Annotated in this window: 24 protein-coding genes and 1 tRNA gene; 12 read left to right on the top strand and 13 right to left on the bottom strand. The window is 69.7% G+C overall.

What is annotated here, in order from left to right:
* Nucleotides 1–14: 14 nt before the first annotated feature.
* The 7 genes from mnhG to F6J84_RS00170 form a co-directional block, all read right to left on the bottom strand.
* Nucleotides 15–437: a monovalent cation/H(+) antiporter subunit G gene (mnhG, locus tag F6J84_RS00200; RefSeq protein ID WP_150970393.1), complete on the bottom strand. Its 423-nt coding sequence runs from the start codon at nt 435–437 to the stop codon at nt 15–17.
* Complete coding sequence (locus F6J84_RS00195) at nt 437–703, bottom strand: MrpF/PhaF family protein (RefSeq protein WP_150970391.1); 267 nt, start codon at nt 701–703, stop codon at nt 437–439. The genes mnhG and F6J84_RS00195 overlap by 1 nt, the downstream gene beginning before the upstream one ends.
* Nucleotides 700–1,266, bottom strand: a complete 567-nt coding sequence (locus F6J84_RS00190; protein WP_150970388.1) for a Na+/H+ antiporter subunit E — start codon at nt 1,264–1,266, stop codon at nt 700–702. Before F6J84_RS00190 ends, F6J84_RS00195 begins: the two co-directional genes overlap by 4 nt.
* Nucleotides 1,263–2,831, bottom strand: coding sequence for a Na+/H+ antiporter subunit D (locus F6J84_RS00185; RefSeq protein WP_150970386.1), 1,569 nt, complete (start codon nt 2,829–2,831; stop codon nt 1,263–1,265). Before F6J84_RS00185 ends, F6J84_RS00190 begins: the two co-directional genes overlap by 4 nt.
* Entirely contained in the window at nt 2,828–3,382 is a 555-nt protein-coding gene (locus F6J84_RS00180; protein WP_150970383.1) for a Na(+)/H(+) antiporter subunit C, read from the bottom strand. The genes F6J84_RS00185 and F6J84_RS00180 overlap by 4 nt, the downstream gene beginning before the upstream one ends.
* On the bottom strand, nt 3,379–6,282 hold the full coding sequence (locus F6J84_RS00175; RefSeq protein WP_150970381.1) for a Na+/H+ antiporter subunit A: 2,904 nt from the start codon (nt 6,280–6,282) through the stop codon (nt 3,379–3,381). The genes F6J84_RS00180 and F6J84_RS00175 overlap by 4 nt, the downstream gene beginning before the upstream one ends.
* A gap of 70 nt (nt 6,283–6,352) precedes the next feature.
* Nucleotides 6,353–7,423 (bottom strand): LacI family DNA-binding transcriptional regulator, encoded by a 1,071-nt coding sequence (locus F6J84_RS00170; RefSeq protein WP_150970378.1) that lies wholly within the window; start codon nt 7,421–7,423, stop codon nt 6,353–6,355.
* Between the two features lie 61 nt (nt 7,424–7,484).
* Between F6J84_RS00170 and F6J84_RS00165 the strand changes: the two genes are divergently transcribed.
* Together F6J84_RS00165 and nucS are read left to right on the top strand one after the other, a co-directional pair.
* Nucleotides 7,485–8,711, top strand: a complete 1,227-nt coding sequence (locus tag F6J84_RS00165; RefSeq protein ID WP_150970376.1) for an MFS transporter — start codon at nt 7,485–7,487, stop codon at nt 8,709–8,711.
* Between the two features lie 55 nt (nt 8,712–8,766).
* Nucleotides 8,767–9,462 (top strand): endonuclease NucS, encoded by a 696-nt coding sequence (nucS, locus tag F6J84_RS00160; protein ID WP_150970375.1) that lies wholly within the window; start codon nt 8,767–8,769, stop codon nt 9,460–9,462.
* Nucleotides 9,463–9,495: 33 nt separating this feature from the next.
* Here nucS and mgtE read toward each other — a convergent pair whose 3' ends face one another.
* Nucleotides 9,496–10,842, bottom strand: coding sequence for a magnesium transporter (gene mgtE, locus F6J84_RS00155; RefSeq protein WP_150970372.1), 1,347 nt, complete (start codon nt 10,840–10,842; stop codon nt 9,496–9,498).
* A 96-nt stretch (nt 10,843–10,938) separates the two neighbouring features.
* Between mgtE and F6J84_RS00150 the strand changes: the two genes are divergently transcribed.
* Together F6J84_RS00150 and F6J84_RS00145 are read left to right on the top strand one after the other, a co-directional pair.
* A complete protein-coding gene (locus tag F6J84_RS00150; RefSeq protein ID WP_150970370.1) occupies nt 10,939–11,622 on the top strand; it encodes an HAD hydrolase-like protein in 684 nt (227 codons plus the stop codon).
* Nucleotides 11,623–11,663: 41 nt separating this feature from the next.
* Complete coding sequence (locus F6J84_RS00145) at nt 11,664–13,730, top strand: bifunctional lysylphosphatidylglycerol flippase/synthetase MprF (protein ID WP_150970368.1); 2,067 nt, start codon at nt 11,664–11,666, stop codon at nt 13,728–13,730.
* Between the two features lie 56 nt (nt 13,731–13,786).
* Here F6J84_RS00145 and F6J84_RS00140 read toward each other — a convergent pair whose 3' ends face one another.
* Nucleotides 13,787–13,993: a cold-shock protein gene (locus F6J84_RS00140; RefSeq protein WP_150892811.1), complete on the bottom strand. Its 207-nt coding sequence runs from the start codon at nt 13,991–13,993 to the stop codon at nt 13,787–13,789.
* Nucleotides 13,994–14,546: 553 nt separating this feature from the next.
* Between F6J84_RS00140 and F6J84_RS00135 the strand changes: the two genes are divergently transcribed.
* Complete coding sequence (locus F6J84_RS00135) at nt 14,547–15,392, top strand: NAD-dependent epimerase/dehydratase family protein (RefSeq protein ID WP_150970366.1); 846 nt, start codon at nt 14,547–14,549, stop codon at nt 15,390–15,392.
* A 341-nt stretch (nt 15,393–15,733) separates the two neighbouring features.
* Here the strand turns inward: F6J84_RS00135 and F6J84_RS00130 are convergent.
* Nucleotides 15,734–15,817: transfer RNA gene (locus tag F6J84_RS00130), tRNA-Leu, on the bottom strand.
* Nucleotides 15,818–15,989: 172 nt separating this feature from the next.
* Between F6J84_RS00130 and F6J84_RS00125 the strand changes: the two genes are divergently transcribed.
* From F6J84_RS00125 to pknB, 7 genes are all read left to right on the top strand, one after another.
* Nucleotides 15,990–16,742 (top strand): FhaA domain-containing protein, encoded by a 753-nt coding sequence (locus tag F6J84_RS00125; protein WP_150970364.1) that lies wholly within the window; start codon nt 15,990–15,992, stop codon nt 16,740–16,742.
* Nucleotides 16,739–17,257, top strand: coding sequence for an FHA domain-containing protein FhaB/FipA (locus F6J84_RS00120; RefSeq protein ID WP_150970362.1), 519 nt, complete (start codon nt 16,739–16,741; stop codon nt 17,255–17,257). Before F6J84_RS00125 ends, F6J84_RS00120 begins: the two co-directional genes overlap by 4 nt.
* Before the next feature lie 9 nt (nt 17,258–17,266).
* Nucleotides 17,267–18,502 carry a Stp1/IreP family PP2C-type Ser/Thr phosphatase gene (locus tag F6J84_RS00115; RefSeq protein WP_150970361.1) on the top strand — a complete coding sequence of 412 codons (1,236 nt, stop codon included), beginning with the start codon at nt 17,267–17,269 and terminating at the stop codon, nt 18,500–18,502.
* Nucleotides 18,499–19,884 carry an FtsW/RodA/SpoVE family cell cycle protein gene (locus F6J84_RS00110; protein ID WP_150970359.1) on the top strand — a complete coding sequence of 462 codons (1,386 nt, stop codon included), beginning with the start codon at nt 18,499–18,501 and terminating at the stop codon, nt 19,882–19,884. The genes F6J84_RS00115 and F6J84_RS00110 overlap by 4 nt, the downstream gene beginning before the upstream one ends.
* Nucleotides 19,881–21,338 carry a peptidoglycan D,D-transpeptidase FtsI family protein gene (locus F6J84_RS00105; RefSeq protein ID WP_150970357.1) on the top strand — a complete coding sequence of 486 codons (1,458 nt, stop codon included), beginning with the start codon at nt 19,881–19,883 and terminating at the stop codon, nt 21,336–21,338. The genes F6J84_RS00110 and F6J84_RS00105 overlap by 4 nt, the downstream gene beginning before the upstream one ends.
* On the top strand, nt 21,335–23,098 hold the full coding sequence (locus tag F6J84_RS00100) for a protein kinase domain-containing protein (protein WP_150970355.1): 1,764 nt from the start codon (nt 21,335–21,337) through the stop codon (nt 23,096–23,098). The genes F6J84_RS00105 and F6J84_RS00100 overlap by 4 nt, the downstream gene beginning before the upstream one ends.
* Before the next feature lie 75 nt (nt 23,099–23,173).
* On the top strand, nt 23,174–24,880 hold the full coding sequence (gene pknB / locus F6J84_RS00095; protein ID WP_150970353.1) for a Stk1 family PASTA domain-containing Ser/Thr kinase: 1,707 nt from the start codon (nt 23,174–23,176) through the stop codon (nt 24,878–24,880).
* Here pknB and F6J84_RS00090 read toward each other — a convergent pair.
* Genes F6J84_RS00090 through F6J84_RS00085 form a run of 3 tightly spaced genes read right to left on the bottom strand, consistent with a single transcriptional unit; the run spans nt 24,855 to nt 26,493 of the window.
* Nucleotides 24,855–25,541, bottom strand: a complete 687-nt coding sequence (locus F6J84_RS00090) for an anthranilate synthase component II (RefSeq protein WP_202980461.1) — start codon at nt 25,539–25,541, stop codon at nt 24,855–24,857. The genes pknB and F6J84_RS00090 overlap by 26 nt on opposite strands.
* Nucleotides 25,538–25,693: a hypothetical protein gene (locus tag F6J84_RS15365; protein WP_191621795.1), complete on the bottom strand. Its 156-nt coding sequence runs from the start codon at nt 25,691–25,693 to the stop codon at nt 25,538–25,540. The genes F6J84_RS00090 and F6J84_RS15365 overlap by 4 nt, the downstream gene beginning before the upstream one ends.
* A complete protein-coding gene (locus F6J84_RS00085; protein WP_150970351.1) occupies nt 25,693–26,493 on the bottom strand; it encodes a class E sortase in 801 nt (266 codons plus the stop codon). Before F6J84_RS00085 ends, F6J84_RS15365 begins: the two co-directional genes overlap by 1 nt.
* Between the last annotated feature and the right edge of the window lie 41 nt (nt 26,494–26,534).

Here is a 26,534-nt window from a genome sequence, read left to right as displayed (position 1 = left end):
CCGGTGACGCGGACTCAGCCGCCGGATGCGGGCGGTGTCCGCCGCGAATCGGCCAGCTCGTCCACGTACAGACCGGCCTCGTCCACCGTCCCGTTCCGGTACGACTGCCGCGCCACCATGTGAGCGGACAACGGGGCCGTCGCGAGCTGGACCAGAACGATCGGCACGAGGAAGGCGACCACGGGCCAGGAACGCGCGGACAGCGCGATGGCCAGGCAGATCAGGATCAGCCCGAGCACCTGCGGCTTCGTCGCGGCGTGCAGGCGGGTCGGCACGTCGTGGAAGCGCAGCAGGCCGATCGCGGCCGTCAGGCAGAGCAGGGCGCCGATCAGGATGAGGACGAGCACGGTGACGTCCAGCACCGCATCCCAGGGGCCGGTGACCTCCGCGATGGTCGAGTCGGAGGCGGCGGCGAGGACCGTGTTCCAGACGCGCATCAGTTCGATCCGTCCCTGCGTGCGACGAACCGGGCGATCGAGATCGACCCGAACACGCCGATGGCGGCGATGACCAGCAGCACCGGAAGGGTCGCGGTGTGTCCGTTGATCGCCATCTCGGCCCCCAGCACGCACATCAATTCGGTCAGCAGCACGTCCGAGGCGACCGCGCGGTCCAGGATGGACGGTCCGCGCACGATGCGCCAGACGGTGAGGATCGCGGCGACCGCGAAGATCACGTAGATCGCCATGAGAAGGACGTTCACGATGATGCCTCGCTCTCGGCCATGACCTGCGCGACCTGCACCCGCGAACCCAGGGCGCGCACGATCCGGCGCTCCCACTCCTGCACGCTTCGCCGCTGCGCCTCGACGTCCTCGTCCGACCGCACCCCGATGACATGCAGGTAGAGGATGCGGCGGTCGCGGTCGATGTCGATGATGAGCGACCCCGGGATGAGGGATGCGGTGACCGCGGTGTGCGAGAGGATCAGGTCGTCGTCCGTCCGCATCGGCACGGCGATGATGGCGGTTCCCGGATAGTGCTGGGGGTTGATGACCTGCCAGGCGACGGTGAGCGAACCGCGCACGAGCGCGACGCTGAACGTGGCGATGAAGACCAGTCCGTGCCAGAGATGCACCCGGCCGGACAGCTCCACCGGCGGCAGCTGGAAGACGCGGGTGACGAAGATCGCAGCGAGCAGCCCCGTCACGAACGCCACCACGGTGAACTGTCCCCACAGCAGCATCCACAGCGCGATCAGCCACACGAAGAAGGGCAGCTGCCGCCACACCTGCGTCCAGCGGGTCTTGCGGGTGGTCGGGCTCACGGTGCCACCTCCGCGGAGGGGGTGTCATCGAGCTGCGAGATGTGGACGGGCTGCAACAGGCCTTCGCCGATGCGGGCGCACATGTCGTAGAGGGGACCCGCGAACACCGTCAGCGCCAAAGTCACGGCGACCATGCCGGCGGTGGCGGCGGTCATCACCCGCGGGATCACGCGCCGCTCGGTCTGCACACCCGCGGCCGGCGAGTGGCCCAGGTACTCGACGCGGGCCTCGACCTCCGGCTCCTCGGTGCCGTCCTCGCGCCAGAAGCCGAGGTTCCATGCGCGCATGAGCGAGTACAGGGTGAGCAGCGAGGTGACGATCCCGCCGACGATGAGCACGATCATGAGCGGCGTGCCCACCTCGGCGGCGGCGTCGAACAGGGCGTACTTGCCGATGAAGCCGGAGAACGGCGGGAGGCCGCCCAGGTTGACTGCGGGGATGAAGTACAGCACCGCGATGATCGGCGCCGCGCGCATCAGCCCCTTCAGCTTGAGGATCGAGGTGGTCCCGGCGCGTCGCTCGATGAGCCCCACGGCGAGGAAGAGGGTCGTCTGCACCACGATGTGGTGGATCATGTAGTAGATCGTCGCCCCGATCGCGGCCGGCGTCGCGATGGCGAGCCCGAACACCATGTAGCCGATGTGGCTGACCAGGGTGAACGACAGGATGCGTTTCATCTCCGCCTGCGCGACCGCGCCCAGCACGCCGACGATCATCGTGGCGAGGGCGACGATCAGCAGGAGCGTGTTCACGTCGTTGTCGCGGAACAGCTGCGTCTCGGTGCGGATCATCGCGTAGACGCCGACCTTCGTCAGCAACCCGGCGAACACGGCCGTCACGGGCGCCGGGGCGGTCGGGTACGAGTCCGGCAGCCAGAACGAGAGCGGGAAGACCGCCGCCTTGATGCTGAAGGCGAGCAGCAGCATCAAGTGCAGGACGAGCTGCACGTCCTGCGGCAGCTCCGCCATCCGTTCAGCGATCTGCGCCATGTTCACCGTGCCGAGGGCGCCGTAGATCATCGCGATCGCCGCCAGGAACAGGATCGACGAGACGAGCGAGACGACGATGTAGACCACTCCGGCACGGATGCGGGGCGCCGTCCCGCCGAGGGTGATCAGCACGTAGGAGGCGACCAGGAGGATCTCGAACCCGACGTACAGGTTGAACAGGTCCCCCGCGATGAAGGCGTTGAAGATGCCGGCCGCGAGGATCAGGTACGAGGGGTGGAAGATCGAGACCGGCGTCTCGTCATCGCCGTCGGCGGCACCCTGTCCCACCGAGAACAGGAGGACGGCCAGCAGCACGATGCTCGAGATGAGTACGAGCAGTGCCGCGAGCCGGTCGACGTACAGGACGATCCCGAAGGGGATGGGCCACCCGCCTACCGCGACCGCCAGCGGGGTGCCGCTGTCGACGACCGTGAGCAGCACGGCCGCGATCACCATGACGGCGGTCAGCGTCGTGATCGACACGGCGACCTGGATGCGGCGGCGGCGGCCGAAGACGAGGGTCAGGGCCGCCCCGATCAGGGGCAGGGTGACCAGCAGCGGGACGAGGGCGCTCATCGCGTGCCTCCGTCCGGGTCGTCGTCGTCAGTGCGGGGCAGGTATCCCCGGTCAACCGGGGCGTCCTCGCGGAGTCCGGGCACGTCGCGGCTGCCGAGGACCGTGATGGGCAGGCTCGCCACATCCACGAAGTCCGTCGTCGCGTCGTCGTCCTCCTCGGTGATCTCCTCGTCCATCTCCTCGTCGGCCTCCGCGCTGCGCCGGCGCACGGCCACATCCACGACGTCGTCCTCGACCGTGTCCGCCTGGCCGAGCTGCCAAGAGCGGTAGATGAGGGCGAGGAGGAAGGCCGAGACGGCGAACGTGATCACGATGGCGGTCAGGGTGAGTGCCTGCGGCAGCGGGTCCGAGAACGTCTCGGCATCCGCGCCCTCCTGGAAGAACGGCGCGTCGCCGGGCGCGCCGATCATGATCAGCAGGAGGAGGTTCGCCGCGTTCCCGAGCAGCAGGAACCCGATCAGGACACGGGTGAGGCTGCGCTCGAGCATGGCGTAGACACCGCACGCGAAGAGCACGGCCATGATGATGATGAGCACGAGGGAGACGTTCATCGCACGATCACCCCCCGGTCGCGCAGCACTTTGGTCTGCCGGTCGACCTCGGCGCCGAGGCTGCGGAGGACATCGAGCACGAGTCCGATGACGACCAGGTACACGCCCACGTCGAAGATCGCCGACGTCACGAACTCGACGTGGCCGAGCACCGGGATCTCCGCTTCGAAGAAGGTGCTGGTCAGGGGCGCGGCGCCGAAGAACAGCGGGACGACGGCGCTTCCCACCGCGATCAGCATCCCCGCGCCGAGGAGGCGACCGGCATCCGTGGGCGCCGCCGCGCCGAGCTCGTACGGACCGCCCGCCACGTATCGCATGACGAGCGCCATCCCGGCGATGAGACCGCCGGCGAAGCCACCGCCGGGCAGGTTGTGCCCGGCGAACAGGACGTAGAGCGACACGATGATGATCGTGTGGAAGAGGATGCGGACGACGACCTCGAGGAGGATGGAGCGGTCCTCGGCGCGGACGCGCTGTCCGCCGACGAGCCAGGCGCGACGACCGGTGACCCCGGCGCCCTGCGGCTGCAGGCCCTCGGACGTCTCGAGCAGCGGGCGCCGCGCGGGCATGGTCTGCAGCGGTCGGGTGAGGTCGGAGAGCGTGTCGGATCGGTGCGTGACGAACACCAGTGAGGCGACGCCGGTCGCGGCGAGGATCAGCACCGACAGCTCCCCCATCGTGTCCCACCCGCGCAGGTCCACGAGTGCGACGTTGACGACGTTGCGTCCATGCCCCAGTTCGTATGCGAGGTCGGGGAACCGGAGCGAGATCGGCTCGGCGACGCGGGCACCGGTGGCGACGATGGCCACGAGTGCCATCGTGAGCCCGACCGCGGCGGCGAGGACGGCGCGTGCGATGGGCGCGACGGAGTCGTTGTGGTCCCCCATCCGAGCCGGGATGCGGCGCAGCACGAGGGCGAAGGCGACGAGCGTCACCGTCTCGACGAGGATCTGCGTCAGGGCGAGGTCGGGGGCGCCGCTCGTGGCGAACAGCAGCACCATCCCGAGTCCGGTCACCGAGACGAGGACGACCCCGGTGTAGCGCTTCTGCGCCCGCACGGCGATCAGCCCCGCCACGATCATCACCGGCGCGGCGAACACCTGCACGGGCGACTGCCAGAGCTCCAGCTCCACCTGCCACTGCGAACCGCTCAGCAGGGCGGTTCCCTGGGCGGCGACGAAGACGACGAAGATCGTTCCCACGTAGACGGGCAGCGATCCCCGCTGGGTGAAACCCGTCACCCAGACCGACACCCGGGCGATACCGCGCAGCACGCCGTTGTAGACGTCCGCCGCAGTGAACGGGAGCACCCTCCGGCGCGCCGACCAGCGCACGCGCAGGGCGAGGAAGAACACGAGCGCGCCGAGCAGCACGGAGCCGACCGACAGGAAGAGCGCGGTCTCCCATCCGTGCCAGAGCGCCAGGTGAGCGGTGTACTCGCTCACCTGCGGCGCGGTGTCCGCGTATCCGGCGAAGGCCGTGTCGAGCGCGGGGGCGGCAAAGCCGCCGACGACCGTCAGGCCGGAAAGGATGACGGGCGCGGCGAGGAAGCCCACCGGCGGGTCGGGCCATTCGGTGCGCGGCAGCGCGGCGCCGGATGCGTCCCGCTTGGTCCAGAACGCGCCCCACACGAAGCGGATGCCGTAGGCCATCGTGAGCACCGACCCGATGAGCACCCCGATGAGGGCCACGAGAGCCCACGGCGACGGGTCCTCGAGGAAGGCGGCGAGCACGGTCTCCTTGGCCACGAAGCCGAGCGTCGGGATGATCCCCGCCATGGAGCACACCGCGATGATCGAGAAGACCGCGAGCGTCGGGGCCTGCCGGCCCACGCCGGACAACTCGGTGATGTCGCGTGTGGAGAGCTGGCGGTCGATGACGCCGACCACGAGGAAGAGCGCGGACTTGAAGAGGGCGTGGCTCACCAGGAGGGCGAGACCGCCGAGGGCGGCGTCCCGCGTACCGAACCCGAGCACGATCGTGAGGAAACCGAGCTGGCTGACGGTGCCGAACGCGAGGATGCGCTTCAGGTCGTTCTCACGGAGGGCCTGGATGCCGCCGAGCAGCATCGTGAACACACCGAGCGAGACGACGATGGGACGCCACGGCTCGGCGATCGCGTACACCGGGGCGAACCTGGCGATGAGATAGATGCCCGCCTTCACCATGGCGGCGGCGTGCAGGTAAGCGCTGACCGGGGTCGGCGCGGCCATGGCGCCGGGCAGCCAGAAGTGGAAGGGGAAGATCGCGGACTTGCTGAGGGCGCCGACCAGCAGCATCACGAGGGCGGCGTTGACGACCGGACCCGTGGGTGCCTCGGCGAGGATGCCGGACAGGCTCGAGGTGCCGGCCTCGACCACCAGCAGCACGACGCCGATGAGCATGACGAGCCCGCCGAGCGTGGTCACCAAGAGAGCCTGCAGGGCCGCGCGCCGGCTGGCACCACGGACGTGGTAGTACCCGATGAGCAGGTACGACAGCACGCTCGTGACCTCCCAGAACATCACCAGCACGACGAGGTCGTCGGTCAGCACGAGCCCGTACATGGCGCCCGCGAAGGCCAGGAGGACGGCGGAGAACTGTCCGAGCCCCGAATGCTTCCCCTCGAAGTACCACCGGCAGTAGAGCATCACGAGCGCGCCCACGCCGGTCACGATGAGGGTGAGGACCCAGCTGAGGACGTCCATCCGCATGGACAGCGCGATCCCGAGGCTGGGGATCCACTCGTATGTCTCGAAGGGAATGTCTCCGCCGAGGACCTGTGGGGTGAGCCAGACGGTGTATCCGAACGCCCCGATCGGCAGCACCGCCGCCGCGTAGAAGGCACGCGCGCCGATCCGGCGCACCAGCCAGGGCAGCAGCAGGGGCAGAATCCCGAATGCAGCGAGGATCACCAGCATTGCGGCCTCCTCGGGGTCGTCGGCCTCCGGAGGACGGGAGGACTCAGGCGATCGGGGTGTCCGCTTTATTCTAAACGGACGATGCGGGCTCCCCGCGCGAAATCGGCGCCGGCCCCGTCGTATTCCCCGGTCGGAACGCAGAAGAAAGCAGCATCGACTCCGGCTGGCCACCGGCCAGCATCGCCGAGATCGCGGCTCCGGCCGCCCGCCCCTTCTCCGCCGCCGGCTGCACCATCGTCGTGAGTGTGAGCGGCGCGACACCGTCCACCCAGACGCCGTCGAAGCCGGTGACGGACACGTCGTCCGGCACGACCATGCCGGCATCCTGCACCGCCCGGATGACCCCGACGGCCAGCAGATCGCTCTGGGCGAGGATCGCGGTCGGGCGCGGACCGGGACCGGCCAGCACGGCCTCTGCGGCGGCGTAGCCCTGGTCGATCGAACTCGCCCCGGCGGCGAACGCGGGGGCGTCCGGGAACACGTCCCGGGCACCGGCCAGGCGGTCGCGCGTGACGTCCACGGCGATCGGGGCCCCGTCGGCGATCCATCCCGCGTGGGCGGGCACGGATGCCTGCAGCGTCACGAGGGCGACACGCTCGTGGCCGAGATCCCGGACGTGCCGGGCGATCACCGCCTGCGCCTCGCGGTTGTCCAGGCGGATCTGCGGGACCCCCTCCCCCGCATCCCCTTCGATCACGACGACCGGGATGCCGCGGGCGCGGATCGCGTCCAGGGAATCGGCCAGCCGGCCGCTGCAGCCGACGAGCACGAAGGCGTCGGCCGGCGCGGACCGCAGGCTGGGCTCGCCGCCGTCGGCGCCGTCCCGCAGGAGCAGGAGCCCCGCATCCTGCTCCGCCATCCCCTCGGCGAGGCCGTCCAGCATCACGGTGGTCACCGGATCGCGGAAGGCGTTCTGCAGCCGGTCCCCGATGACCACGCCGACGATGCCGGAACGTCCGCGGCGCAACGACGCCGCGCGCGGATCCGGGCCGGTGTAGCCGAGCTGCTTCGCCGCGGCCACGACCCGTTCGCGCGTCGCGTCGGACACCGGGGTCTTGCCGCTGAACACCACCGACGCGGTCGACGCGGCGACCCCGGCCAGCCGGGCGACGTCGGCGATCGTTGCTCGGCGCACGTTCATGGTGACTCGATGCTAGCCCGTCCCGCGCGCCGGTATCGAATCGATTCGGTATGGTGATCGGATGGAAACGGTCCTCACTCGCTCCCAGTTCGTGCGCTGGCGCACCGCGATCTTCGCCATCTTCCTGGTCAGCGGGCTGAGCATCGCCACCTGGGCCTCGCGGGTGCCCGCGATCAAGGCCGCCCTGGGGATCGACAACGTGCAGATCGGCGGCGTGCTGCTGGTGGGCGGGCTGGCCTCGATCCTCGGACTCTCGGTGAGCTCGGTCATCGTGGCGCGCTTCGGCGCCCGCCGCGGCATGCTCACGCTGATGCTGGTGTTCGCTGCCGGCCTCGCCGTGATCGGCCTCGGGACCGACATCGCCGGGTCCGTCCCGCTGGTGGTCCTCGGGCTGGTCATGTGGGGCTTCGGCAACGGTGCGCTGGACGTGATGATGAACGTCGAGGGCGCCGCGATCGAGACGGAGTCCGGCCGTACGCTGCTGCCGTTGTTCCACGCGTTCTTCAGCGCCGGCACGGTCGTCGGCGCGGGGCTGGGAGTACTGCTCATCTCCCTGGGATCGAACGTCTTCGTCCACCTCTCCATCGTCGCGGCGGTGATCGCCGTGGTCGCGTGCGTGAGCATCGCGAACGTCCCCGACCGCGCACAGGCGGGCGATCCCGCCGCCGCGGAACCGGCGGGCTGGAAGGCGCGCCTGGGCGTCACGCTGTCCGCGTGGCGCGAGCCGCGCACCTACGCGCTCGGCGTCGTGATGCTGGGGATGGCGTTCGCCGAGGGCGGCGCCAACGACTGGCTCGCGCTCGGCGTCGTGGAAGGCCACGGCGCGCCCCAGGAGATGGGCGCGCTGGGTCTCGCCGTCTTCTCCGTGAGCATGACGGTCGTGCGGGTCTTCGGCGGGCCCCTCGTGGACCGATTCGGGCGGGTGGCCGTCCTGCGCGTTCTGTCCGTAGCCGCGGTCGCGGGACTCCTGCTGTTCATCCTCGCGCCGACGACGCCGCTCGTCTTCGTCGGTGCGGCGCTGTGGGGCGTCGGGGCATCGCTCGGGTTCCCGCTCGGTATGTCCGCGGCCGGTGACGACCCCGCCCGTGCGGCCGCCCGGGTCAGCGCCGCAGCGACCATCGGCTACGTCGCCTTCCTCGCCGGTCCGCCGCTGCTCGGCGTCATCAGCGAGCAGATCGGCCTGCTCAACACGCTGTACATCCTCGTCGTCCTGGTCGCCGCATCCGGGTTCGCCTCTCCTGCCGCCCGACCGCTCCCCGGGGCGACCGTCGGTTCCGGACAGCACTGACCGGGGATCCCCTCCGACGCGCCGGACGGGCGCGGGCCGCGGGTAGGCTCTTCGGGTGCGCCTCGTCATCGCCCGCTGCTCCGTGGATTACACCGGTCGCCTCAACGCGCACCTGCCCCTCGCGACCCGCCTGCTCGTCCACAAGGGCGACGGCAGTCTCCTGGTGCATTCCGACGGGGGCTCGTACAAGCCCCTGAACTGGATGAGTCCGCCCTGCCGGCTGGTCACCGAGGTGCCGGATGAGGATTCCGCGAGCGCCGGCGTGATCGAGCAGTGGCGGGTCACCCACGCCAAGACCGGCGACGCGCTGCTGGTGCGCATCTACGAGGTGCTGCACGACTCCGCGCACGAGCTGGGCGTCGATCCGGGACTGCAGAAGGACGGCGTGGAAGCGGACCTGCAGCGCCTGCTCGCCGAGCAGGTGGAGGTCATCGGCGAGGACCTCACCCTGGTACGGCGCGAGTTCCCCACGGCGATCGGTCCCGTCGACCTGCTCCTGCGCGACCCCGCCGGCGGCACGGTCGCCGTCGAGGTCAAGCGCCGCGGCGACATCGACGGCGTCGAGCAGCTCACCCGTTACCTGGAACTGCTCGGTCGTGACCCGCACCTCGCTCCGGTGCGCGGCGTGTTCGCCGCGCAGGAGATCAAGCCGCAGGCGCGGGTGCTCGCCACCGACCGCGGTATCCATTGCGTGACCCTCGACTACGAGGGCATGAAGGGCATCGAATCGGGCGTTCCGCGCCTGTTCTGACGACACCCGACCCCGCTCGCGGCGCCGGCGTGCTCACAGCCCGAGCACCCAGGTCGCGACGAGGAAATACAGGATCAGGCTCGTCGCGTCGCAGAACGTCGAGATGAACGGCGTGCTGAACACCGCCGGATCGGCGCGCACGGCCCGGGCCAGCATCGGCATCACCCCGCCCACGCAGGCGGCGAGGGTGCAGATCGCGAACAGGGTGATCCCGATGACGAGGCCGAACCGGATGCCGAACACGAGTCCGGCCAGCACCAGCCCCAGCATCCCGAGCAGCCCGCCCAGGATGGCGCCCACCCGCACCTCCCGCCACGCGACCCGGAGCACGTCCCGAGCGGCCACCTCCCCCATCGCGAGGGCGCGCGTGACGGTCGTGGCGGCCTGCGCCCCGGTGTTCCCCGCCGTTCCGGTGAGCAACGGGACGAACAGCGCGAGCGTGACCACCTCCTCGAGTGTCGCCTCGAAGAAGCCGAGAACTTGCACGGTGAGCAGCGCCGAGATGGCCAGCACGAGCAACCACAGGACACGCGACCGCACGATCCCGAGCACGCTCGTGGACAGGTACGGGCGACGCAGCGGCTCGGAGGCCCCTTGCCGGGCGGCGTCCTCGTCCTCGGCGTCCTCCAGGATCCGGGCGGCGTCGTCCACCGTCAGCAGACCCACCAGCCGACTCTCGCTGTCGACGACGGGGACCGCCAGGAGCCGGGAATCGACGACCCTGCGCGCCGCGACCTCGGCATCCTCCGTCGCCTGCACGACCCGCGCCTCGCCCATGACGTCCTCGACCCGGGCGTCCGAGCGCCCCATCACGAGCTCGCGCAGTTCCACGACCCCCTGAACCCGTCGCGCTCCGTCCGTGACGGGGAGGATGTAGACCGTCTCGGCCTCCGCGTTGCGGTGACGGACATGGCTGAGCGCATCGCCCAGGGTGAGTTGCGGTTGCAGCCGGACGAACTCCGTGCTCATGTAGCGGCCGATGCTGGATCTCGGATACCCGAGGATCGGTGCCGTGAGCTCGCGTTCACGGGGCGACAGGCCGCGCATGAGCTTCTGCGCGACCCCCGCGGGGAGCTCGTCGACCAGCTGAGCACGATCGTCCGGGTCCAGCTGCTCGAAGACGCGCGCGACGTCCTCGTCGCGCAGGCCCTGGAACAACTCGATACGCATGCCCGGGTCGAGCAGCTCGAACACCTCCAGCGCCGCGTCCCGGCCGAGCAGCCGGTACAGCACCGCTCGATCCGCGGCCCCCTCCCGCTCGAGCAGGCGCATGATCACGGAGGCGTCCTGCGCGGCGAGCAGCCCGCTGAGCGCGGGGAGATCCCGTGATTTCAAGGCGGCCGCCACGTCGCGCTGCAGTCCGATCAGAACCTCGTCCATGCCTCCGCATCCTTCCAGACCGACGCGGCGACGGCGGGGCGCCCGTCCGTGCGCTCGGCGGTCCCCGGTCCGCTCGGGCCCGGATAGCGTAGGAGCATGACCGCCCGCTCCCCCTTCACCTGCATCCTCTGGGATGTGGACGGCACCCTCGTGGACGCATCCGACGGCATCCTGCGACGGCTGTCCGTCACGCTCGCCCACTACGGACTGCCCGCGCCGACCCGCCCCGAACTCGTGCACTGGATCGGTCCGCCGCTGTACGACTCCTTCCAGCACCACGCGAAGATGACCGCGGAGGGCGCGGCTGAGGCCGTCGCCTTCTACCGCGACCTGGGCCGGGCCGACGGCTACACGAAGGACGCCCGGCTCTACCCCGGAATGGCAGAGCTGGTGCACGAGCTCGCGGCGGCAGGCGTGCCGCAGGGCACGGCCAGCTCCAAGCCCGAGGTACAGGTGGTGGCACTGATGGAGTTCTTCGGTCTCACCGAAGAACTCGTCGCCATCACCGGGGCCACCCCGGATGAGAAGACGCTCGCCTCCAAGGCGGACATCGTGGCCGAGGCCCTGCGGCGGATGGAGGCCGCCGGCGTGGACGTGTCCCGCCCGGTGCTCATCGGCGACCGCCACCACGACGTCGACGGCGGGGCCGCCCACGGCGTCCCGGTGATCTTCGTCCGGTGGGGGTTCAGCTGGCCGCACGAGTCGGAGGGTGCCCAGGCCGTCGTGGACGACGTCGCGGCGCTGCGGTCCCTGCTGCTGGTGGACGAACCGACCGCTTGACCTCCGCGGGAGCGCTCCTCCCCCGCCGATAGGGTGAGCGCATGACGACGGACACCGCTGCCCGCCCCGCTGCCCTGCGGTTCCTGCAACGCATTCCCGCGACGCTCGCCGTCGTCGTCCTCCTGCTCGCCGTCGGGGTCCTCTCCGGGGGGCTCTGGGCGTCGTTCGCCGACAGCACGGGCCTGCAGACATGGGGCTACGGCCTGCCCGCTTTGGAGCAGGGCCGCTGGTGGACCCCGCTGACCGGGACGTTCCTCGTCGCCCATACCTGGGTCTATCCCCTCGTGCTCGCCACCTTCGCGGGGATGGCGTACCTCGAGTACCGGCGCGGATCCCTGGTCGCCCTCGCGTACTTCTTCGGCGGGCAGCTCTTCGCCGTACTGGGAGCCGCCCTGCTCCTCTGGGCACTCTCCCCGCTCGGCTGGAACTGGGCGCTCACGCAGGGCGCCGCGCTGGACGTCGGGCCGTCGGGAGGCAGCTTCGCGTGCCTCGCCGCCGCCATCAGCCTGTTCGTCCCGCCGTGGCGGGTGCGCGCGTGGCTGGTGCTGCTGGCCTACGTCTTCGTGACCATGGTCTTCTGGGGGACGCTGGACGACATCGAGCACCTGCTCGCCGTCGTCCTCGTCGTCTTCGTGGATCGCACCCTTCGCGTGCAGCGCACGACGCTGCGCGAGCAGCGTCTCGTCGCGTTCGTCTCGCTCGTCGTACTGGGCGTCCTCGAGATCATCGTGCTCCTGGTGCCGACGGACGGGCCGTTCGGGGTCAGCAGTCCGGCATCCGGATCCTTCGCCGACATCGCCGTGGACGTGGTCGTGATCGCCCTCATCGCGAACGGTCTGCGCCGTGGCCGCCGCTGGTCGTGGATCCTCGCCGTGCTGCTGTGCGTGCTCAACCTCCTCACCACAGTCGTCGTGGTGGTGCTGCTCGCCACCGTCGGGTGGACCGAGGTGCATGAGGCGATCGACGGCGACCCCTCGCTCACGCTCGCCACCGGCGCCACCTGGATCTTCCTCCTGCTGTACCTGATCGGGGTCCGCAGCGCCTTCCGCGCGCACCGTGGTGCGGACATCGGCGTCCCGCCCCGCCCGACGGTCGACGACGTGAAGGAGGAGCTGCACGCCCACGGCGGCGGCACGCTCTCCTGGATGACGACGTGGGAGGGGAACCGGTACGCGCGCACCTCGCGCGGGATCGTCGCCTACCAGAACCGAGCCGGGGTGGCCATCGCCCTCGCCGACCCGCTCGGCGCCGAGTCCGGGCGCCCGGACTCGGTACGGGAGTTCATCGACGATGCCGAGCGTGCCGGGCTCATCCCGTGCTTCTTCAGCTGCAACGAGGCGACGAGAGCGGCCGTGCCGCCGACCTGGCGCAGCCTCATCGTCGCCGATGACACGATCGTGGACCTCCCGGGACTCGCGTTCACCGGGAAGGCGTGGAACTCGGTGCGTTCCTCGTTCAACCGCGCCGAGCGCGAGCAGATGACCTTCCGGATGAGCCGGGTGAAGGAGGAGAGCTGGGGGGTCCGTCAGCAGCTCCGGGCCATCTCGGAGAGCTGGGTGGGAGACAAGGGCCTGCCGGAGATGGGGTTCACCCTCGGCACACTCGTCGAGGCCGAGGATCCGGAGGTGCGCCTGGCGCTGGCGATCGCCCCGAACGGGGACGTCGACGGCTTCCTCTCCTGGCTGCCGGTCTACGGTCCGACCGGGAGCATCCACGGCTGGACGCTCGATCTGATGCGTCGTCGGGATGGCGGGTTCCCGCCGGTCATGGAGTACCTGATCGGTTCGTCCGCGAAGCTCTTCTCCGAGGAGGGCGCACAGATCATGTCGCTCTCCGGTGCCCCGCTGACGCACGACTACCCGCCCGGAGCCGGCGTCATCGCCGAGCTGAGCGCGAAGCTGGCCGACGCACTGGAACCGGTATACGGGTTCCAGTCCCTGCACCGCTTCAAGGAGAAGTTCCACCCGCGGTACGAGACCATGTACCTCCTCTACCGCGATGAGAGCGACCTGGCGCGGATCGGACTCGGGCTCACCCGGGCGTTCCTGCCCACCGCGACGCTGCGGCAGTTCGCGGATGCGGGGTTGGAACTGGTCAGGGGCGGCTGACGCAGACGCAAGGAAGGGGTGGGATGCCGAAGCATCCCACCCCTTCCTTGATCGTTTCAGACCGCGCGGATGCTGGCGGCCTGCAGACCCTTGGGACCCTGTTCGACCTCGAACTCGACGCGCTGGTTCTCTTCCAGCGAGCGGTATCCGTTGCCCTCGATCGCGCTGAAGTGCGCGAAGACGTCAGCGCCGCCCTCGTCCGGAGCGATGAAGCCGAAGCCCTTCTCCGAGTTGAACCACTTGACCGTACCCTGCGTGCTCATGCAATGCCTTCTTGTGCTGCCCGGCACCGTGTGCGCCGGAATTGCCCCTTACCGTACCGGCCGGAAGCCCCTGGGGCGAGGGGTAGACAGATGGTGACCGAAACGTTGCAGAGAAGGAGACGCCACGAACCATTCGACGCCCGGGCCGAGCAGAGCTCACAGGCCCGGGCGTCGACGGATCCCCCCGGATATGCCGCGCAGAGCGCGACAGCGATCACTCTACTGGCTCGGGCGCGTCGCCGGGAGAGGATTTCGCCCGGATTCCGCGAAATCACCCGAAGTCCACCCGCTCGGCGGGGGAAAAGAGAAGCCCCCTCCAGCTGGGGGGAGCGGAGGGGGCGCAAATCCCGGCACTGGGGGAATGACGGAATTGCAATTACTAGGATACGCTCCCTTGCCGCCCGCGGAGACCGCACGCAGCCGACACAGGACGAACACTCAGGTTCATCCCGGCCAGGGCGATCCGCGGCGCGGGCACGGCCTCGATCACTCCGGGCGGACCCGGCCGCCCCGGCCCCGCTCCACCCGCTGGCGGAGGTGGGACGATGTACCGGTGCGCATCGCGATAACAGGATCATCCGGCAAGCTCGGCACCGTGGTGGCCCGCGAGCTACGGGCGAACGGGTATGACGTCATCGGGCTCGACATCGCCGGCGAACGCGGACCCGGTTTCGTGCAGGTGGACCTGACCGATTACGGGCAGGTCATCGATGCGCTCGGCGGTGTCGGAGACCGCCACGACGGCATCGACGCCGTCGTCCACCTCGGGGCCATCCCCGCCCCCGGCATCCGCAGCGACATCGCGACCTTCCACAACAACATGACCGCGACCTTCAATGTGTTCTGGGCCGCGGTCAGGCTCGGGATCCGTCGCATCGTGTACGCGTCCAGCGAGACGGTCCTCGGCCTGCCGTTCGACGTGCCGCCGCCGTATGTCCCGGTCGACGAGGAGTACGCGCCGCGTCCGGAGTCCGTGTACTCCCTGGTGAAGACGCTGGAGGAGAGGCTGGCGGTCGAACTCGTCCGCTGGCACCCTGACCTCTCGCTCACCGCCCTCCGGTTCTCGAACGTCATGAACCCCGAGGACTACGCCGCGTTCCCCTCCTTCGACGCGAACGCGTACGCGCGGAAATGGAACCTGTGGGGGTACATCGACGCGCGGGACGGTGCCCAGGCCGTGCAGCGCGCACTCGAGGTCGCCCCGCCCGGATTCGATCAGTTCATCATCGCGGCCGCGGACACCGTGATGTCCCGGCCGAACAAGGAGCTCCTCGCCGAGGTGTTCCCCGACGTGCCGATCGCCCGCGAGTTCGCGGAGCACGAGACGCTACTGTCCATCGCGAAGGCACGACGCCTGCTCGGCTACGAGCCCCGGCACTCCTGGCGCGACGCCGGCTGACGAAGACGGGCCCGTCAGTTCAGCGCCGAGGACGTCACAGAGCTCCGGGGCTACCTCGCCGACTGGGAGGCCGCCTCGCAGGTGAGGGATGGAGCGCCCGGGCCGTCGGCGCCTCGTCAACGCCACCTCGGAGGTGGGGCCTCTCCTGAGATCCTGCGAGATGGCTCAACGTACAGAACCTTCACGCAGGTGGGCACGGCGAAGATTCCGAGCACGGTTCCCGATTGGGAGGCGGTGGTGACGCACGTCTACAGCTCGTGCTGTTGCACAGATCGTTGCATGACCCCGAAAACGAAATAACCCCGACCAGTAAATCCCTGGTCGGGGTTATTTCGTCGCTGTGCGCGAGGGGGGAGTTGAACCCCCACGCCCTTTCGGGCACTGGCACCTGAAGCCAGCGCGTCTGCCTATTCCGCCACTCGCGCGAGTCGCTTTTCCGGGGAATCGCGAACTCAACTTCCCGATCGTACCACGCCGGATCGGGTCTCCTGAGCCGCGGGAAACCGGCGTCGGGGACCTGATCCAGCACATGCTCACGTCCTGACGCGTCCGTGCAACTACGATGGTCCCACCCGGTCTGCCTGCCTGAGGAGTCGTGTGGGACTACTTGACAGCTTCGAGAGAGGTCTGGAGCGCGCCGTCAACGGTGCGTTCGCCAAGACCTTCCGTAGCGGCATCCAGCCTGTGGACATCGCGTCCGCCCTCCGCAGCGAGCTCGACGCGAAGGCGGCGGTCGTCTCGCGCGACCGCATCCTGACGCCCAACACCTTCACCGTGTTCCTGTCCCCGACGGACGACGAGAAGATGCGCGCCATCGGACGCACCCTCACCGACGAGCTCGACGCCCTCGTCACCAAGCACGCCCGCGCACAGGGATACTCCCTGGCCGGGCCGTTGTCGATCACGCTGGCACGCGACGAGCGGTTGTCGACCGGCCAGTTGCGCGTGGAGTCGCAGACTGCGTCCGGGCAGGTCAGCTGGCGCGCGGTCGTCGAGATCAAGGGCACCCGGCATCCGCTGGTCGCCGCGCGCACCGTGATCGGACGCGGCAGCGACGCGGACATCACCATCGCCGACTCCGGGACCAGCCGCAAGCACGTCGAGATCCTGTGGGACGGCGAGCGGGCCATGGTGCGTGATCTGGGGTCGACCAACGGCACGAAGCTCAACGGGCGCAAGATCTCCGAGGCACCCCTGCCGCCGGACGCGACCGTCACGATCGGCCGCACGGACATCGTGTTCCGCATCGTCGCGCAGTCCTCCGGCGCTCCGCGCCCGCCCCGCTCGGACGACGCCACCCGGGCCTTCACCGTGGGTGACCTCGACAGCTGGGGAGGATCGTCCTCGTGAGTGAACTGACACTCCTCCTGCTGCAGATCGGGTTCCTGGTCCTGCTCTGGTTCTTCGTGTTCGCCGTCGTGTACTCGCTGCGCGCGGACCTGTTCGGGGTGCGGGTACGCAAGCTCCCGGAACCCGCCGCCGCCGGAGCCGCACCCACTGCCGCGCCCGCCGCCGCGCCCCGCACCACGAAGCCGGCGACGAAGAAGAGCAAGGGCGGGAAGGCGACCACCGACACGGTCTCCCGCATCGTCATCACGAGCGGCCCGAAGGCGGGCCTCGTGCTGCCCCTGGGCACCGAACCGCTGACGATCGGGCGCTCCAGCGAATCCGGCCTCGTCATCCGCGACGACTACACCTCCTCCCACCACGCCCGCCTCATGCTGTGGGGCGACCAGTGGATGATCCAGGACCTGGACTCGACCAACGGCACCTGGCACAACGGGGAACGCGTGGTCTCACCGGTGCCGGTCCTGGTCGGCGCACCGATCAAGGTCGGCGCGACGACCTTCGAGTTGCAGGACTGAGTCCCGGACATGGTCTTCCAAGGATCGAGCGCGGCGCTTTCGCACACCGGGAAGGTCCGGTCCAACAACCAGGACTCCGGGTACGCCGGGTCGAACCTGTTCGTCGTCGCCGACGGGATGGGCGGGCATGCCGGCGGTGACGTCGCCTCGAGCATCGCCGTCTCCCGCCTGGCCGAACTCGACCGCCCCTTCGCCGACACGGCGGATGCCGAACGCGCCCTGCAGCGGGCCATCACCGAGACCGCGACGGACCTGATCGACACGGTGCGCACCCGCCCCGAGCTCGCCGGCATGGGCACGACCGTGAGCGCGCTGCTCATGGTCGACGACTACGCGGTGATCGCGCACATCGGCGACTCGAGGATCTACCTCTTCCGTGACGGTGCGTTGACGCAGATCACGACCGACCACACGTTCGTGCAGCGTCTCGTCGACTCCGGCCGGATCACCCCGGAGGAGGCGCGCTACCACCCGCGTCGATCCGTGCTGATGCGCGTGCTCGGGGACATGGATCCCGACCCCGAGATCGACACGTTCATCATGCCGACCCAACCGGGTGATCGCTGGCTGCTGTGCTCGGACGGACTCTCCGGGGTCGTGGACGACGCGCACACCCAGAAGGCGCTGGCCGCGGGCAACGCCCCAGCCCGCATCGCCGACGTCCTGCTCAAGCAGGCGCTGGACGGTGGCGCCCCCGACAACGTCACGATGGTCATCGTCGACATCGGCGGGCACCATCCGGTCTTCTCCGGGACGCCCGCCATCGTCGGCTCCGCCTCGAACCCCTCCGGGATCGAGGTGCCCGCCGCCCGATCCGGACGGTCCTCGTGGCTGCATCCCGGCCGCCAGGCGGCCAACGAGCCCACCCACTACGAGCCGGCACCGGAGTTCCTCGAGGAACTCATCGAAGAGGATCGCCGCCGCGCCCGCCGCCGGCGGGTCGGCTGGTTCGTCGGCTTCGTGCTCGTGCTCGCGGTGATCGCCGGCGCGCTCTTCCTGGGCTACAACTGGACCCAGACCCGCTACTTCGTCGGCGCGGACGACGATTCGGTCGTCATCTACCAGGGCGTCCAGCAGAGCATCGGTCCGATCAGCCTGTCCAGCCCGTACGAGGACACCGGGATCGCCCTGGCCGACCTCAGTCCGTTCGACCGCCAGACGGTGGAGTCCACCATCTCCGCGCGCTCCCTCGCCGACGCGAAGCTGATCGTCTCACGCCTCGCTCCGATCGGGGAGGACGGATGACGACCGAACCGCAGATCGCCCCCGACACCGCGGTGATGCGGGCACTCAAACGCATCCGGATGCCGCAGAAGCAGCGCAACCGCGAGCTCTGGCTGCTGCTGTTCGCCTTCGTGGTCAACGGTGCCGCGGTCGCCCTGGTGCAGCTAGGCGCCACGGACGCGATCGATCCGAGCTTCCTCTACTACTGCGGTGGGATCGGTGTGCTCGCGCTGACCCTCCACATCGTGCTGCGTTTCGTGGCGCGGGACGCGGACCCGTTCGTGGTGCCGATCGCGACGCTGCTGACCGGTCTCGGACTCGCCATGATCTACCGGATCGACCTCGAACTCGGTCAGTCCGGCTGGGCGGCGGCATCCACCCGTCAGCTGGCCTGGGCGGCCATCGCGATCGCCGCAGCCGTCGCCGTCGTCCTGTTCCTGCGCAACTACCGGGTGCTGTTCCGGTACACCTACGTGTCCGGGTTCATCGGCGTCGCCCTCCTGCTGCTGCCGTTCGTCCCGGGCCTCGGCACCGACGCCAATGCCGACGTCTGGGTATCGCTGGGGTTCTTCTCGTTCCAGCCGGGTGAGCTGGCGAAGATCGCGCTGGCGATCTTCTTCGCCGGATATCTGGTCCGCACCCGGGAGAGCCTGACCTCCGTCGGGACGCGGTTCCTCGGCATCACCTGGCCACGGGCGCGCGACCTCGGCCCGATCCTGGTCGTCTGGCTCGTGTCCCTGGCCATCATCGTGCTGCAACGCGACCTGGGTACCGGCCTGCTCATCTTCGGGATGTTCGTGGCCATGCTGTACGTCGCCACCGGCAAGACCGGATGGGTACTGCTCGGTCTCGGTCTCGCCGTCGCCGGCGCCGCCGCGGCGTCCCAGGTGCTCACCTACGTCGGGTGGCGCTTCGCCAACTGGCTGGACGCGTTCAATCCGGCGATCATCGACCGGGACGGCGGCAGCTACCAGCTCGTGCAGGGCATCTTCGGCCTCGCCCAGGGCGGACTGCTCGGCACCGGACTCGGACGCGGGCGGCCCTCGCTCACGCCGCTCGCCCAGAGCGATTACATCTTCCCGAGCCTCGGTGAGGAACTCGGTCTCGTGGGCGTGTTCGCCATCCTCTGCCTCTACATGGTGTTCACCAGCCGGGGCCTGCGCGTCGGCATCGCCGGTCAGGACGACTTCGGGAAGCTCCTGGCCACGGGACTCTCGTTCACGATCGCCCTGCAGGTGTTCATCATGGTGGGCGGCGTGACCCGGGTGATCCCGCTCACGGGCCTCACCACCCCGTTCCTCGCGGCGGGTGGTTCCTCGCTCGTGGCGAACTGGATCATCGTCGCGCTCATCCTGCGTATCTCGGACGCCGTCCGCAATCAGCCGCGGGTGGTGATCGGATGAGCAAAGAGCTGCGCCGTCTCAGCATCGTGATGCTGATGATGTTCCTCGTCCTGTTCGGATCGACCAGCTGGATCCAGGTCGTCCAGGCCGACGCGCTCGGCGAGAACGGATACAACAAGCGCGCCCTCTACGACTCCTACGAGGTGCAGCGGGGGTCGATCATCGCCAGCGGGACCGCCATCGCCTCGTCCGTGCCCTCGGGGGACGTGTACAGCTGGCAGCGGGTCTACACCGACCCCGCGATCTGGGCGCCGGTCACCGGCTACATCAACGCCGCCCTGGGTTCCGCCACCGGGATCGAGCAGGCCATGAACCAGGATCTCAGCGGCACCGGCGGGTCCCAGTTCTTCAACCGCGTCGAGCAGGTCTTCACGGGACAGCCGCCGCAGGGCTCGAACGTCGTCCTCTCGCTCGACGCCCGCGTCCAGCAGGCCGCCTACGACGCCCTCGAGGGCTTCGAGGGCGGGATCGTCGCGATCGAGCCGGACACCGGCCGGATCCTGGCCATGGTCTCCACGCCCAGCTACGACACGAACGTCCTGGCCTCCCACGACATCCAGTCCGTGCAGTCTGCCTACGACGCGCTCGAGGCCGATCCGCTGCATCCGCTCTCGAACCGGGCGATCGCGGGTTCACTCAACCCGCCCGGGTCCACGTTCAAGCTCGTGGTGGTGTCGGCGGCGCTGGCCTCCGGCGAGTACACGCCCGAGTCGACCCTGCCGAACCCCGCCGTCTACCAGTTGCCGCAGTCCAGCTCCACCGTGCGCAACGCCAGCGGCGGCACCTGCGGTGAGGGTGAGGAGGTCACGATCGCGGACGCGCTGCGGCTGAGCTGCAACATCCCGATGGCGGAGCTGGCCGTCCGGCTGGGCGACGACGCCATCCGCGAGGAGGCCGAGAAGTACGGCTTCAACGACGCGTTCACGATGCCGCTCACCTCGACCGCGTCGAGCTACCCGCGCGGTCTCGACGACCCGCAGACCGCCCTCACCGGCTTCGGTCAGGGTCAGGTGATCGCCACGCCGCTGCAGATGGCGATGGTCTCGGCGGGAATCGCCAACGACGGGGTCGTGATGAATCCGCGGATGGTGGACCAGGTCATCGGGCCGGATCTGTCCGTGCAGCAGCAGACCGAGAGCACGGAGTTCGGACGGGCGCTGGAATCCCCGCTCGCAGAGGAGATGGTGCGGATGATGGTCGCCAATGTCAGTTCGGGTGTGGCGTCGAATGCAAGAATAGACGGGGTCGAAGTGGGCGGTAAGACCGGTACCGCGGAGAACGGTGGTAGCGCGCCGTATTCTCTCTGGTTCACAGGTTTCGCACCGGCGGAGGACCCGAAGGTCGCCGTGGCGGTCGTCGTCGAGAACGGCGGCGGACAGGGTCAGTCGGGCAGCGGTGGCTCCATCGCGGCTCCCATTGCAAAAAAGGTCATGGAGGCGGTGCTGGGCAGATGAGACCGACGCAGGGTGCGACTTTCGGTGGCCGGTATGAGTTGGACTCTCGGATCGCCATCGGCGGCATGGGCGAGGTGTGGGAGGCTACCGACCACGTCATCGGCCGGACCGTCGCCATCAAGATCCTCAAAGACGAGTACATGGGCGACCCGGGCTTCCTGGAGCGCTTCCGCGCCGAGGCCCGCCACGCCGCGCTGGTGAACCACGAAGGGATCGCGAGCGTCTTCGACTACGGCGAGGAGAACGGCTCCGCCTTCCTCGTCATGGAGCTCGTCCCCGGGGAAGCGCTGTCCACGATCCTGGAGCGCGAGGGACCCCTCTCGACCGACAAGACGCTGGACATCGTCGCCCAGACCGCGTCGGCTCTCCAGGCGGCGCATGCCGCGGGCCTGGTGCACCGCGACATCAAGCCCGGGAACCTCCTGATCACGCCGGACGGCCGGGTGAAGATCACCGACTTCGGCATCGCCCGGATCGCCGACCAGGTGCCGCTCACGGCCACCGGTCAGGTCATGGGCACGGTGCAGTACCTCTCGCCCGAGCAGGCGTCCGGTCACGCGGCCTCGCCGGCGACCGACACCTACTCGCTCGGGATCGTCGCGTACGAGTGCCTGGCGGGGAAGCGTCCGTTCACCGGCGAGTCCCAGGTCGCCATCGCGATGGCGCAGATCAACGAGCAGCCGCCGCCGCTGCCGTCGACCGTGCCGGTCCCCGTGCAGAACCTCGTCCTGGCGATGATCGCCAAGAAGCCCGAGGACCGCCCCGCCTCGTCGGCCGCGGTCGCGCGTGCCGCCAGCGCGCTGCGCCGTGGCGACCTCGCCGCCGCAGCCGCCGCCGTCCCCGCCGTCGCGGCGGGCGTCGCCGACGACGACGACGACGCGACCCAACTGCTCGGTTTCGGCGGGGAGACGGGCATGGCCACGCAGCTCCTGCCCTCGGGCACCGCGCCGGCCGCGACCGCCGAGAAGACAACCAAGCGCAAACGCAGCCCGTGGACGTGGCCGCTCATCGCGCTCATCGCCCTGCTCGTCATCGTCCTGGGCGGAACGATCTGGGCGCTGTTCGGGAACCCGGCACCGGATTCCTCCACCACGAGCAGTTCCCCGGCCAGCAGCGCGCCCCGCCCGACGGCGAGCACTCCTGCCCCCACCCAGACCTCGAACGCGGTGAACGTGGACGGACTGGGGCTCGTGGGCAAGACCTGCGACGAGGCCAGGGCCGTGGCATCCGAGGCGGGGCTGGAGAACATCTCCTGCCAGACCGGGAACGCCGCGTCCTCCGCGGATCAGGTCGGCCGGGTGTACCAGGTCGACCCGACCGGGAACGTGCCTGCCACCCAGGCGGTGACGCTCACGGTCTACGGGGAGCAGATCCAGATCGGCGCCCCCACGGCACCCCGGATCCAGGTGAACGGCTCGTCCGTCGACACCGTGACCCCGGGCTCGACCGTGCAGATCAACTGGGACGGTTTCTCCTGCCCCTCCGGTACCGGATCGGTCGTCAGCTACAACCTCACGGCGGTCAACGGGATCTTCGCCTCGACCGGTCAGTCCACGGCCAAGGCGGGACCGAACGAACGCCCCGTCCAGCTCGAGGTGGGCAGCAACACGAACCAGGCGCTGATCGTCAGCTACACGGTCACCTGCTCTGGATCCGGGAACGGGACGACGCGCGACAGCGAATCGTCGCCGCAGACCCAGGCGACCGTCCAGGCCGCTCCCGAGCCCGACCCCGACCCCACGCCGGACAGCACTCCTTGAGATGTCCCGACCCGCCCGCGGGGAGTCCACGGGCGGGTCGGTTAGGCTGGCACACGTTGCACCCAGGGAGTCGCCGTGTCAGATGATCCACGTGTGCTCGCCGGCCGTTATCGCGTCGACGAGCTCATCGGCCGCGGCGGAATGGCCAGCGTCTACCGGGGGTACGACCTCACCCTCGGCCGCGAGGTGGCGCTGAAGATCCTCAAGCGCGAACTCGCCGACGACGCGGCGTTCCGCACGCGGTTCCGCCTCGAGGCGCAGGCGGCCTCCCGGATGGCGCATCCCGCCATCGTGCGCGTGTTCGATGCGGGCGAGGGATCCGAGACCGCGCCCGACGGTTCCGTGCATCCCGTGCCGTTCATCGTCATGGAGCTCGTACACGGAGCCCTGCTGAAGGACATCATCGCCGAGGGTCCCCTGACGCCGGAGCAGGCGGCCCGGTACGCCGACGGCATCCTCGAAGCCCTCGAGTACTCGCACCGGGCGGGCGTGGTCCACCGGGACATCAAGCCCGGCAACGTCATGGTGACCGGCTCCGGTCAGGTGAAGGTCATGGACTTCGGCATCGCACGCGCGGTGTCCGATTCGTCGTCCACCGTCGCGGAGACCACCACGATCCTCGGCACCGCCGCCTACTTCTCTCCCGAGCAGGCCAAGGGCGAACCGGTCGACGCGCGCGCGGACCTCTACTCGGCCGGTGTCGTCCTGTACGAGATGCTCACCGGACGCCCGCCCTTCCGCGGGGAGACCCCCGTGGCGGTCGCCTACCAGCACGTGAGCGAGACGCCCGTGCCGCCGACGGACATCGTCGAGGACATCCCGCGCGGCCTCGACGCCGTCGTCCTGCGTGCGCTCGCGAAGGACCCGTACCAGCGATACCAGGATGCCGCCTCCTTCCGCGCGGCCATCGAGGAGGGCCTCAGCGGACGGGCGCCGTCCAAGCGCCAGGTCGGCACGCTCACCAGCCAGCTGTACGGCGCGAACCCCCGTCAGGCGACCGAGACCGCCCGCTCGCTGCGGCAGCTGTCCAACGACACCACGATGCGGCGCACGCAGGCGGGTCCGCCCGTCGCGTGGATCTGGTCCGGTGTCGTCATACTCGCCGTGCTCCTGATCTCCGTCTTGTTCTGGGTCCTCACCATCCGTCCCGCGGACCCGGTGCCGGACTCGGCGCGGATCGTTCCGGACGTGTCCACGATGACCTTCGAGCGGGCCGTGGAGCTGCTCACCGCGGAGGACCTGCTCGTCGAACGGGAGGACATCGCGGACGATCGCATCGGCGTCGGCAACGTCGTCCGCACCGATCCGATGGCGGGTACGTCCGTCTCCCCCGGTCAGGCCGTCACCGTCTTCGTCTCCACCGGCAAGGAGAGCGTGGCGGTCCCCCCGCTCACCGGCATCCCCGAGCAGGAGGCACGGGACGCCCTGGCGGCGGCGGGTCTCACGATGGGGACCATCACCCCCGTCAACGACCCGCGCACCGCCGGCGGGATCGTCCTCGCCGCGCTCACCGCCGACGGGGAGATCCAGGCGGGCACCGAGGTGCCGGCGGGGACCATCATCAACCTCCGGGTGGCGAGCGGACGGGTCGTGCTCAACGACGTGACCGGCTACACCATGGATGCGGCGACCCGGGATCTCGAGAACCTGGGGCTCGTCGTGACCGCCGCGGAGGATCCGGGCTGCCCGGCGACGACGCCCAGCACGGTCAAGGTCATGTCCCTGGCGCCGGGCGAGGTGCCGATCTCCTCGGAGATCACCCTGACGTACTGCTCGGGCTGACCACGGCACGCCCCCGGTGCGGGGACAGACCGGCACCGCGCGCTGCCGCATCCGGGACCCCGATGGATTCCAGCCAGGTCCCGATCATCCGGTAACCGTGCTCGGTGAGCACGCTCTCCGGGTGGAACTGGACCCCGGCCAGCGGAAGGGTCCGATGGACGATGCCCATGACCGTTCCCTCCGGCGTCCGTGCCGTGATGCGCAGCTCGTCCGGCACGGTCTCGGGCACGACGGCCAGGGAGTGATACCGGCCGGTCGTCACCGGGGAGGGGACACCGGCGAAGACGCCCTCTCCGGTGTGGTGTACGGGGGAGGTCATCCCGTGCATGAGCTCCGGGGCGACCGCGACCCGCGCACCGAAAGCCACGGCCAGCGCCTGATGCCCGAGGCACACCCCGAGCAGCGGCGTTCCGGTCGCCGCGGCCGCACGAACGACGGCGATCGAGGCACCCGCATCCTCGGGCCTGCCGGGCCCCGGCGAGATGAGCACCCCGGCGAACCCCACCAGCGCGTCCGGGACGGCATCGAGGGAGATCTCGTCCGCCTCGCGCACGGTCACCCGCGCCCCGAGTTCCACCAGATAGCCGATCAGCGTGTGGACGAAGCTGTCATGGTTGTCCAGGACCAGCACGGGCACGCCTGCGACGGACGTCCCGTTCACTCGACCGTGACGTCTTCGGGCAGGAGCAGAGGGCTGACCCAGGGGAACACGTAGAAGAAGAGCGCGTACAGGACCGCCGCGACCAGGACGAGGACGATCAGCAACCGGACCCACCAAGGTCCGGGCAGGACTCGCCAGAGGGCGCCGTACATCAGGCCACCGCCTCGGTCAGCGCTGCCGGCTCCCCCGCCGAGCGCGGGGTGAAGGACTCGAACACCCCGTAGGCGGCCAGCCGCTCCGAGAAGCCGTAGCGGGGACTGCACGTGGTCATCGTGATGTACCGATCGTCGGCCGCCACATCGTCCTGGCGGGGAACGGGAAGCAGCACGTCGACGGAATCGGGTGTGACGTACTCGGAGTTGCGGAACCGGTAGGTGTACCACCCGTCCGGCGTCTCGATGACGATCGCGTCACCGGCCTGCAGTGCGGGGAGGTTCATGAACGGCGCGCCGTGACTGCCGCGGTGGGCGGCCACAGCGAAGTTGCCCACATCGCCCGGCATGGCCGTGCCCGGGTAGTGCCCGATCGCGCCGACGTTCAGGCTGGTCGAGGCGTTGACCCCGCCGGCGAGCTTGACCATGTAGTCCGCGCCGAAACGGGGGATCCGCATGATCCCGAAGGTCTCCCCCTCGGCGGCTTCCGGGATGGCTATCGGGTCCGCCGTCACCGCGGCCGAGTCCGTGGCTTCGGGATCCGGCGTGGCATCGGGGGATACGGTCTCGTACTGCTGCTCCCACTGCTCGGCGAGCTGGGATCCCTCGGCGTTGTTCTGCGCACCGACGATCGCATCGCCGATCCACATCTGCCACGCCACGAAAAGGAACGCGATCACACCGGCGGTGAGGAGCACCTCGCCGATGACCCCCACCACGCTCACGCGCGACCTGCGGCGGCGACCACGGCGGGTGGACGGACCCGCCGAACCACTCTCAGGGGGGCGCGCCGCGGACATACCGGAAGTGTACGGGATGGGCCCGGGAGCGGGCCGGGTGG

Source organism: Microbacterium caowuchunii, from assembly GCF_008727755.1.
In the GTDB taxonomy this organism is placed as follows: domain Bacteria; phylum Actinomycetota; class Actinomycetes; order Actinomycetales; family Microbacteriaceae; genus Microbacterium; species Microbacterium caowuchunii.
The sequence above is the reverse complement of the archived record's forward strand: the minus strand, read 5'-3'. Positions and strand labels throughout refer to the sequence as shown.

What these genes read in the sequence shown, in the direction of transcription:
- F6J84_RS00100 (WP_150970355.1), top strand. Translation starts at nt 21,335, where the DNA reads ATGAGACCGACGCAGGGTGCGACTTTCGGTGGCCGGTATGAGTTGGAC.
- F6J84_RS00175 (WP_150970381.1), bottom strand. Translation starts at nt 6,282, where the DNA reads ATGCTGGTGATCCTCGCTGCATTCGGGATTCTGCCCCTGCTGCTGCCC.
- F6J84_RS00145 (WP_150970368.1), top strand. Translation starts at nt 11,664, where the DNA reads ATGACGACGGACACCGCTGCCCGCCCCGCTGCCCTGCGGTTCCTGCAA.
- F6J84_RS15365 (WP_191621795.1), bottom strand. Translation starts at nt 25,693, where the DNA reads ATGTACGGCGCCCTCTGGCGAGTCCTGCCCGGACCTTGGTGGGTCCGG.
- F6J84_RS00150 (WP_150970370.1), top strand. Translation starts at nt 10,939, where the DNA reads ATGACCGCCCGCTCCCCCTTCACCTGCATCCTCTGGGATGTGGACGGC.
- mnhG (WP_150970393.1), bottom strand. Translation starts at nt 437, where the DNA reads ATGCGCGTCTGGAACACGGTCCTCGCCGCCGCCTCCGACTCGACCATC.
- F6J84_RS00105 (WP_150970357.1), top strand. Translation starts at nt 19,881, where the DNA reads ATGAGCAAAGAGCTGCGCCGTCTCAGCATCGTGATGCTGATGATGTTC.
- F6J84_RS00115 (WP_150970361.1), top strand. Translation starts at nt 17,267, where the DNA reads ATGGTCTTCCAAGGATCGAGCGCGGCGCTTTCGCACACCGGGAAGGTC.
- F6J84_RS00110 (WP_150970359.1), top strand. Translation starts at nt 18,499, where the DNA reads ATGACGACCGAACCGCAGATCGCCCCCGACACCGCGGTGATGCGGGCA.
- F6J84_RS00185 (WP_150970386.1), bottom strand. Translation starts at nt 2,831, where the DNA reads ATGAGCGCCCTCGTCCCGCTGCTGGTCACCCTGCCCCTGATCGGGGCG.
- F6J84_RS00140 (WP_150892811.1), bottom strand. Translation starts at nt 13,993, where the DNA reads ATGAGCACGCAGGGTACGGTCAAGTGGTTCAACTCGGAGAAGGGCTTC.
- F6J84_RS00180 (WP_150970383.1), bottom strand. Translation starts at nt 3,382, where the DNA reads ATGAACGTCTCCCTCGTGCTCATCATCATCATGGCCGTGCTCTTCGCG.
- F6J84_RS00085 (WP_150970351.1), bottom strand. Translation starts at nt 26,493, where the DNA reads ATGTCCGCGGCGCGCCCCCCTGAGAGTGGTTCGGCGGGTCCGTCCACC.
- mgtE (WP_150970372.1), bottom strand. Translation starts at nt 10,842, where the DNA reads ATGGACGAGGTTCTGATCGGACTGCAGCGCGACGTGGCGGCCGCCTTG.
- F6J84_RS00170 (WP_150970378.1), bottom strand. Translation starts at nt 7,423, where the DNA reads ATGAACGTGCGCCGAGCAACGATCGCCGACGTCGCCCGGCTGGCCGGG.
- F6J84_RS00165 (WP_150970376.1), top strand. Translation starts at nt 7,485, where the DNA reads ATGGAAACGGTCCTCACTCGCTCCCAGTTCGTGCGCTGGCGCACCGCG.